Below are 6,482 nucleotides of genomic sequence, written 5' to 3'. Positions count from 1 at the left end.
TCTGCTTGGCCGACAGCGGCAGCGGCGGAATTCCGAGCGCGCCGCGTTCGGAAACGTGGGCGCGGTAGGTTTCGAGCATCGACATGACCGACTTCTTCCCTCGGATAGGAGTGCGTGACGAAGTGTCGCGCGTATATAGCCACTTTTCACCGTCGCGCACATGGATTCGTCCGCTCGACCTTGGTCGGGTGGAAAGCCTCCGGCGCGCCCGCGGACCGAGGTCGGCGGCGTGGCGAGAGCGGCGGCTTCGGGGCCCTCGCGAAGTGAAATCTATGTCATCGGGCGCCCGTGTCGATAGGGGCACGTGCCCGTTTCGGCGGCAGAGCCGTTCGGCGTGCAAACTCCGCGATCAACCCCTTGACCGAAGGCCCCTCACAGTGGCTCGATGTCCCTCCGTGACGTCGGCGCGACAGTTTCGTGACGCCGACGGAAGCGGGCTTCGTCCGGCGGACTTCGGCGAGCGGGCGGGGACGGCGAAGTCCGCCGATCCACGACCGACACCGAACCGTCATGTCCGCGCGATACTCGGTCGATCCGTCGGGGCATTTCCCGACGTCCGAAGTTTCCTCCCGCGACCGGCGAGGAGCGTCCGTCGGAACGGATCCGGCGGCGCTCGTCCTCGTCCCCTCGGGGCAGTCGAAAGAAGGCGAACCCATGAAGACCGGTCTTCTCGCTTCCACCGCAGTCGTCCTCCTCGCGTCCTTCGGGCCGGCGCTGGCCGATCCGAGCGCCGAACTCGTGACCGCCGCCAAGGCCGAAGGCGAACTGACCGTCATCGCGCTGCCGCACGACTGGTGCGGCTACGGCGACATCATCGACGGCTTCAAGAAGAAGTACGGCCTCAAGATCAACGAGCTGAACCCCGACGCGGGCTCGGGCGACGAGATCGAGGCGATCAAGGCCAACAAGGGCAACAAGGGCCCGCAGGCTCCCGACGTCATCGACGTCGGCCTGTCCTTCGGCCCCTCGGCCAAGGCCGAAGGCCTGACCCAGCCCTACAAGGTCTCGACCTGGGATTCGATCCCGGCGAACCAGAAGGATGCCGACGGCTTCTGGACCGGCGACTACTACGGCGTCCTCGCCTTCGAGGTGAACAAGGACATCGTCAAGACCTCGCCGACCGACTGGGCCGATCTGCTCAAGCCGGAGTACAAGAACGCCGTCGCGCTCGCCGGTGACCCGCGCGTCGCCAACCAGGCGATCCAGGGCGTCTACGCCGCCGGCCTCTCCAAGGGCGCCACCGCGGCGGCCGAGATCGGCGCCAAGGGCCTCGAGTTCTTCGCCGAGCTCAACAAGGCGGGCAACTTCGTGCCGGTGATCGGCAAGGCCGCCTCGCTGGCGCAGGGTGCCACCCCGATCGTCATCCGCTGGGACTACAACGCGCTCGCCGACCGCGACACGCTCAAGGGCAACCCGCCGGTCGACGTCGTGATCCCGAAGTCGGGCGTCGTCGCCGGCGTCTACGTCCAGGCGATCTCGGCCTACGCGCCCCATCCCAACGCCGCCAAGCTGTGGCTGGAATACCTCTATTCCGACGAAGGTCAGGTCGGCTGGCTGAAGGGTTACTGCCACCCGATCCGCTTCGCCGACCTCGCCGCCAAGGGCAAGATCCCGGCCGATCTGCTGGCCAAGCTGCCGCCGGCCGAGGCCTATTCCAAGGCCGTCTTCCCGACGCTCGACGAGCAGAAGACGTCCAAGGAAGTGATCTCCACCAAGTGGGACGCGGTGGTCGGCGCCAACGTCGGCAAGTGACGACGAACGGGCGGGCGGCGAGAATGCCGTCCGCCCGCTCGCGATCCGCGCGGGTCGCGCGAGGCTTCGGGGGAAGTCCGCGGCCGCGAGAAGGGGGACGTGTCTGTTGAGTGATCCCGCAGCGGTGGCCGACGTCGTGGCCCGCCCGCCTTCGCGCGGCAGTGCCGAATCACGGCCCGGGTGGCGTCTGCCGCTCGCCTGGCTCGGCGTCGTGCCCTTCTTCGTCTTTGCCGGCCTGTTCCTGATCGCACCGACCGGGGTGCTGATCATCGGCGCCTTCCAGGACAAGGACGGCGCCCTCACGCTGGCCAATCTCGCCGGCCTCCTGCACCCCTCGATCGTCGCGGCCTATGTCATCAGCCTCGAGATCTCGGCGGCCTCGGCACTGGGCGGCGCGGTGATCGGCTTCTTCCTCGCCAAGTCGATCGTCCAGGGCGGCCTGCCCTCCTGGGTGCGCCCGGCGGTCTCGACCTTCTCCGGCGTCGCCTCGCAGTTCGCCGGCGTGCCGCTCGCCTTCGCGTTCCTGGCGACTCTGGGCCGTACCGGTCTCGTCACCTGGGCGCTGATGGAGTGGTTCGGCTTCAACCTCTACGCCACCGGCTTCAAGCTCCTGAGCTTCACCGGCCTGACGCTGACCTATCTCTACTTCCAGATCCCGCTGATGGTGCTGATCCTGACGCCGGCGCTCGAGGGTCTGAAGAAGGAATGGGGCGAGGCCGCCGCCAATCTCGGCGCCTCCAACCTGCAATACTGGCGGATGGTGGCGCTGCCGGTGCTGTGGCCGAGCCTGCTCGGCTCGACGCTGCTGCTCTTCGCCAATTCCTTCGGCGCGGTCGCGACGGCTTATGCACTGACCGGCTCGTCGCTCAACATCGTGACCATCCTGCTCTACGCCCAGATCCGCGGCGACGTTCTGCACGACCAGAACCTCGGCTACGCGCTGGCGCTCGGCATGATCGTCATCACCGGCCTCGCCAACGTCGGTTACATCTGGCTGCGCGGCCGTGCCGAGAGGTGGGTGAAATGAAACGCTCGACCCTCGGTCCCTGGATCTCGGTCGCGATCGGCGCGCTCTATTTCCTGCTGCCGCTGATCGCCACCTTCGAGTTCTCGCTGCGGCTGAAGCGCGGCGTCTACTCCTTCGAGGCCTATCGCATCGTGCTCACCGATGCGAACTTCCAGACCTCGTTCTCCTATTCGGTGATGCTGGCGCTGGCGACGATCGTCGTCGGCCTCGCGATCGTCGTGCCGACCGCCTATTGGGTGCGGCTCAAGCTGCCGATGCTGCGCCCGGTCGTCGAGTTCATCACGCTGCTGCCGCTGGTGGTGCCGGCGATCGTCATCGTCTTCGGCCATCTCCGGATGTACGGCTCGCAGTCGTTCCTGCCGCTGACCGATTCGTCCTTCGGCACGGATCTCCTCCTCACCTTCGGCTACGTCACGCTGGCGCTGCCCTACATGTACCGCTCGGTCGACACCGCGCTGGGCGCCATCGACGTGCGCACGCTGACGGAAGCCGCCGAGAGCCTCGGCGCGGGGCGTTTCGAGACGCTGCGGCTGGTGATCTTCCCCAACATCCGGGCGGGATTGCTCTCGGGCTCGTTCCTGACCTTCGCCATCGTGATCGGCGAATTCACCTTCGCCAGCCTTCTCAACCGACCGGCCTTCGGCCCCTACCTCCAGCTGGTGGGCGCCAACCGCGCCTACGAGCCGGCGGCGCTGGCGATCATCGCCTTCGCCGTCACCTGGGCCGCACTCGGTCTGATCCAGGTCTTCGGCACCGTCCGGGAGACGAAACGATGACGCGTGCGCCCTCCCCCCGCACCGCCCGATCGGAGGAGCGATGAGCTTCATCGAGATTTCCGGCCTGAAGAAGGCCTTCGGCGCGACGACCGTCGTCCACGACTTCGATCTTGCGATCGAAAAGGGCGAATTCGTCTCCTTCCTCGGCCCCTCGGGCTGCGGCAAGACGACGATCCTCAGGATGATCGCCGGCTTCGAGACCGCGAGCGGCGGTTCGATCGCGCTCGACGGCGAGGAGGTGACGCATCTGCCGCCCGCCAAGCGCGACGTCGGCATGGTGTTCCAGTCCTACGCGCTCTTCCCCAACATGACGGTCGGGCAGAACATCGCCTTCGGCCTGAAGATCGCCAAGAAGAACCCCGCCGAGATCCGCGAGCGGGTCGCCGAGATGCTGGCGATCATCAAGCTGCCGCAGCTCGAGCATCGCTATCCCTGGCAGCTCTCCGGCGGCCAGCAGCAGCGCGTCGCGCTCGCCCGCGCCCTCGCCGTCCGGCCGCAGGTGCTGCTCCTCGACGAGCCGCTCTCCGCGCTCGACGCCAAGATCCGCGTCAGCCTGCGCGAGGAGATCCGCTCGCTGCAGCGCGAGCTCGGCATCACCACCATCTTCGTCACCCACGACCAGGAAGAAGCGCTGTCGATGTCCGACCGCATCGTGGTGATGAACGAGGGCCGCGCCGCGCAGATCGGCACGCCCTTCGAGGTCTACACCTGGCCGAAGAACCGCTTCGTCGCCTCCTTCGTCGGCACGCTGAACCTGCTCGAGGGCAAGGTCGTCGAGGGCGGTCTGCTGTCGCTCGACGGCCGCGAGGTGGCGGTCGCCGGCGGGCTCGACGGCCGTGCCCCGGGTGACACCGTCACCGTGGCGCTCCGCCCCGAGGCGGTGACGCTCGGCGCGGGCGAGACCGGCATCGCCGGGACCGTCGAACAGGTCGACTTCCTCGGCGCCGTGGTGCGCATCCGCGTCCGGCTCGAGACCCAGTCGATCACCCTCGACGCCTTCAACTCGCCCGGCCGCAAGCCGCCGAAGGCAGGGAGCGACGTGCGGCTGGTCTTCGCCCCCGAAGACCTGCTGGTGGTGGCGGACGACTGACCATGGCGCGAGCGATCCGCGCGATCCTCTTCGACAAGGACGGCACGCTCGTCGACTACGCGGCGTCGTGGACGCCGGTCAACCGCCGCTCGATCGCGCTGGCCGCCCGCGGCGACACCGGCCTCGAGGCGCGTCTGCGCCATGCCGCCGGGGTCGACGAGACCGGACGGGCGGTCGGACCATCGTCGATCATCGCTTCCGGGTCCGCCGGCGAGATCGCCGCTGCGCTGGTCGCCGCCGGAGCCCTCTGGGAGGCGCGGTCGCTCGCCGCGGCGCTCGACCGGCTGTTCCTCGACGGGGCCGAAGACATGGTGGCGGTCGGCGACCTGCCGTCGATCCTCGGCCGTTTCGCGGCGCGCGGGCTCCATCTCGGCATCGCCTCGTCGGACAACGCCGCGAGCGTCGACACCTTCGCCTCGCGGTTCGGCATCGCCGAACTCGTCGCCTTCACCTCCGGCTGGGACAGCGGCCACGGCGCCAAGCCCGGCCCCGGTCAGGCCCTCGCCTTCGCCGCCGCCGCCGGCATCGATCCGGGCGAGATGGTGGTGGTGGGCGACACCGACCACGACATGGCGATGGCGCGGGCCGCCGGCGCCGGCATGGCGATCGGCGTGCTCACCGGCACCGGCACGGCCGAGAGCCTCGGCCGCTCGGCCGACGCCGTCATCGCCGACGTCGCCGCGCTCGAGGCGCTGCTCTATCGCGGCTGAGGCGGGGGTCGCCGTTTCGACGGCGCCAGCGCGCATTCCCGATTGGCCCCGGTCCCCGGCGCGTTCTCGAAGATGCAGCGCGCCGACGACGGCGGGTTGCCGCACCTTCGGCCGATGTCGCGGAAGCCGACGCACTGGCCGGTCGCGTTCTCCCGCCATCCCGGCCCGCCCTTGCAGCCGCAGCCCGAGCAATGATCGGCCGGCAGATCGCACCGCGCGATGGCCGGTCCCGGCAGGGCGACGGCGGCGAGTACGAGGGCGAGGAGGAGGGCGACGCGGCGGGACATGCCCCATCGGACCACGCCACTGCACGCCTTGCGAGCGCATGACGGTTGTGGCGGCGGCACGGGCGGTTGTCGGGTGGGCGGAAGCGGGCCTCGATCAGTGAATATTCTGCGGAACGTAAGCCTGTTCCGGAACACGGTCCGCCTCATAGACCCCGATCTCAGATGCGAATGCTCGCATGATCATATTATATGCATTCTGAATGCATTTTGCGTCACTCACATCCGGACTGAAACACGCTTCCCAAGCCGTGTTCCAAGCCGAACCTGCGGCATCCCTGCGCCGCCCCCATTTGGTCCGAAGCCGTGCGTCCGCAGGCCAGCCGTTGTACGTATCGAAGCACAGGTCCTGAAACTCCATGCAACTCTTGAAAAATGAACCCGAGAAAAAGGTGGATGACAGGTATATTGACTTATCGATTTCACGCTTCATATCAACTATTTGCTGCGGATTGAATTTCTTCCAATTTCCAACATATGTGAAATAACAAAGAACATCGTTCAATTTTGGGGCTATCTCGTTGTACGCGGAGATCCTTTGTTCAATGAGCTTCTGGTTTCTCCATTGCATATGTTCAAATCGCTTGGCAACTCGATGTATGTAAATACCGATGAAAACGACGACTACCGGCGTCGTCAATTGAATGGCCAGTTTCGCTACTTCGAGCCAAAATTGGAACTCAGCCGGCATCTTTACGCCCCTTCAGGCTGCATTGATTCCCTTCATCAACTTATCATGGCTGGGCACGATTCCCGTCGTGCCTCCGCCACCATCACCAAGGTTCGAGGCCGGCAGTCACCACGCCGCTTAAGGCGACTACCCCACCGACCTCACGCCCTCCC

6 protein-coding genes are annotated in these 6,482 nt (G+C 66.9%); 5 read left to right on the top strand and 1 reads right to left on the bottom strand.

From position 1 onward, the window contains the following. The first annotated feature begins 654 nt into the window (after positions 1-654). From ACT53U_RS13155 to ACT53U_RS13135, 5 genes are all read left to right on the top strand, one after another. On the top strand, positions 655-1,752 hold the full coding sequence (locus tag ACT53U_RS13155; protein ID WP_476155736.1) for an ABC transporter substrate-binding protein: 1,098 nt from the start codon (positions 655-657) through the stop codon (positions 1,750-1,752). Positions 1,753-1,888: 136 nt separating this feature from the next. Beyond that, a complete protein-coding gene (locus ACT53U_RS13150; protein WP_476155744.1) occupies positions 1,889-2,779 on the top strand; it encodes an ABC transporter permease in 891 nt (296 codons plus the stop codon). Further along, positions 2,776-3,555 (top strand): ABC transporter permease, encoded by a 780-nt coding sequence (locus tag ACT53U_RS13145; RefSeq protein WP_476155735.1) that lies wholly within the window; start codon positions 2,776-2,778, stop codon positions 3,553-3,555. Before ACT53U_RS13150 ends, ACT53U_RS13145 begins: the two co-directional genes overlap by 4 nt. A gap of 40 nt (positions 3,556-3,595) precedes the next feature. Next, the gene (locus tag ACT53U_RS13140) at positions 3,596-4,645 is read left to right on the top strand and encodes an ABC transporter ATP-binding protein (RefSeq protein ID WP_476155733.1); all 1,050 of its coding nucleotides are present in this window, start codon (positions 3,596-3,598) and stop codon (positions 4,643-4,645) included. A gap of 2 nt (positions 4,646-4,647) precedes the next feature. Further along, positions 4,648-5,355 (top strand): HAD family hydrolase, encoded by a 708-nt coding sequence (locus tag ACT53U_RS13135; RefSeq protein ID WP_476155731.1) that lies wholly within the window; start codon positions 4,648-4,650, stop codon positions 5,353-5,355. Between the two features lie 381 nt (positions 5,356-5,736). Here the strand turns inward: ACT53U_RS13135 and ACT53U_RS13130 are convergent, their stop codons facing one another. After that, positions 5,737-6,330, bottom strand: a complete 594-nt coding sequence (locus ACT53U_RS13130) for a hypothetical protein (protein WP_476155729.1) — start codon at positions 6,328-6,330, stop codon at positions 5,737-5,739. Between the last annotated feature and the right edge of the window lie 152 nt (positions 6,331-6,482).

The sequence above is a fragment of the Pinisolibacter sp. DMC19 genome, from assembly GCF_056313985.1.
Note: the sequence above shows the minus strand (reverse complement) of the source record. Positions and strands in the feature narration are given on the sequence as shown.

What these genes read in the sequence shown, in the direction of transcription:
- ACT53U_RS13155 (WP_476155736.1), top strand. Translation starts at nt 655, where the DNA reads ATGAAGACCGGTCTTCTCGCTTCCACCGCAGTCGTCCTCCTCGCGTCC.
- ACT53U_RS13145 (WP_476155735.1), top strand. Translation starts at nt 2,776, where the DNA reads ATGAAACGCTCGACCCTCGGTCCCTGGATCTCGGTCGCGATCGGCGCG.
- ACT53U_RS13140 (WP_476155733.1), top strand. Translation starts at nt 3,596, where the DNA reads ATGAGCTTCATCGAGATTTCCGGCCTGAAGAAGGCCTTCGGCGCGACG.
- ACT53U_RS13135 (WP_476155731.1), top strand. Translation starts at nt 4,648, where the DNA reads ATGGCGCGAGCGATCCGCGCGATCCTCTTCGACAAGGACGGCACGCTC.
- ACT53U_RS13130 (WP_476155729.1), bottom strand. Translation starts at nt 6,330, where the DNA reads ATGCCGGCTGAGTTCCAATTTTGGCTCGAAGTAGCGAAACTGGCCATT.